General features: G+C 27.4%; 1 protein-coding gene. It reads right to left on the bottom strand.

The genetic code is table 11. From position 1 onward, the window contains the following. Positions 1–1,363, bottom strand: a 1,363-nt coding sequence (locus PaeCFBP13512_RS23110; protein WP_137226362.1) for a UvrD-helicase domain-containing protein, incomplete at its 3' end; no start/stop codon positions are given. Positions 1,364–1,510 lie beyond the last annotated feature (147 nt).

Genomic DNA, 1,510 nt, shown 5'->3' with positions numbered 1-1,510 from the left:
TAATATTTTTTATAAATTGGTCAAAAGATTTTTCTAAATACTTAATACCTTCAATTTCGTTCTCATCAAAATAATTAATCATGAAATTACTAAATTTCAAAAGTACTTTCGAAGTAAGTTCTTTCTCCTTTATATATAAATCTTGTCTCCCTGAAATATATTTTAATTCTGCAATTATTTCATTTGCCCATTTTTTTCTACTCAAAAATAATTCCGAAGAAGATGTTGTTAATAATAGCTTAGACAATTTAAACCAAAAATTATCATAAGCTTTTGGTAAAGGCGATAAACCTGGTGCATCGAAATTAATATGTGGCAATATACTTTGTAATTCTCTTGCCATTGAAATAAGTAACCACCATCGAGGAGCAATTATACATATTTGATTTTGTTTAATTCCTTTATTTAATTCGTCAGTAATTATATTTGCTATCTGATTTGATAAGGATCCCGAAGTAACTTTTTGGTTCAAAGTTATTTTAGAATTTTTATCATTTAGTTTTGCCCTTATATCGTTAGAATTAATTTGGAAATTTTTATAAAAATTTATAACTTTCTGCGTAGATCTATAATTTCCTGAAAACTCCATTTGAGTTACAGGGAAACCTCCAATTTCTTCTTGGATTTCTTCTACTGTTTTAGCAATCCCTCCCAAACTATCATATATAGCTTGATTTGGATCTCCTACCATAATAATATTTGTTTTTCCTTTTCCAGCTTTAATAATTAAGCCTAAAATAGCATATTGTAAATCTGATGTATCCTGATACTCGTCAACACAAATTAGCTTAAATACTCTAGAAAGTGTTTCTGCTATTTGAAGTTTATCTGACAAGAGTTTATATGAGAGATATAATAAAGATTCAAAATCAATCCACTTATTTTCTATCAGAATCCTATTATATTCATCAAAAATAATTTGTTCTTGCTCACTAGATCCTGATAAACATCCTTTTCTAGACCATTTTATTTCTATTAAATTCTGGGCTTTAAATTTTTCTCTCAATTCCTCCTTTAATTTTTTTTGCTTGTATTCATCAATTAGTATAAATCCATTTTTTAATCTATCTATATAATTAGCATAAGGTTTCAAAATCCATTCCATACAAAATGCGTGTATGGTTCCTGTCCATAAACTCGAACTATCGACATTCATTTTATCTAATCTTCTTTGAATTTCTTCTGCTGCTCTATTAGTAAAAGTTATTGCCACAATATATTGTTTATTTTTTATTCTTTCTAGTTCATATGATATCTTGCTTGTTAAAGCTCTTGTTTTTCCACTACCCGGACAAGCTGTTACTAGTAAATTCCCCTCTGAATCAACCATTTTTTGTTGTTCAATATTAAGTTTAATATTCATTCGATCTCATCCTTTAGATGCAAGGTGTTTGGAAAATTGAGTTAGAGGATCTTGCACTAATTTTTCTAAATAATTTTTCTTAAATACTGATAATTCTTTTTTTTCATTTAAATTAAGACTATCTTTGAGTAATTTCAGCTCTTGTAT

Origin of the sequence: Paenibacillus sp. CFBP13512, from assembly GCF_005233705.1 — a bacterium.
GTDB classification, from domain to species: Bacteria; Bacillota; Bacilli; order Paenibacillales; family Paenibacillaceae; genus Saccharibacillus; species Saccharibacillus nuruki.
The sequence above is the reverse complement of the archived record's forward strand: the minus strand, read 5'-3'. Positions and strand labels throughout refer to the sequence as shown.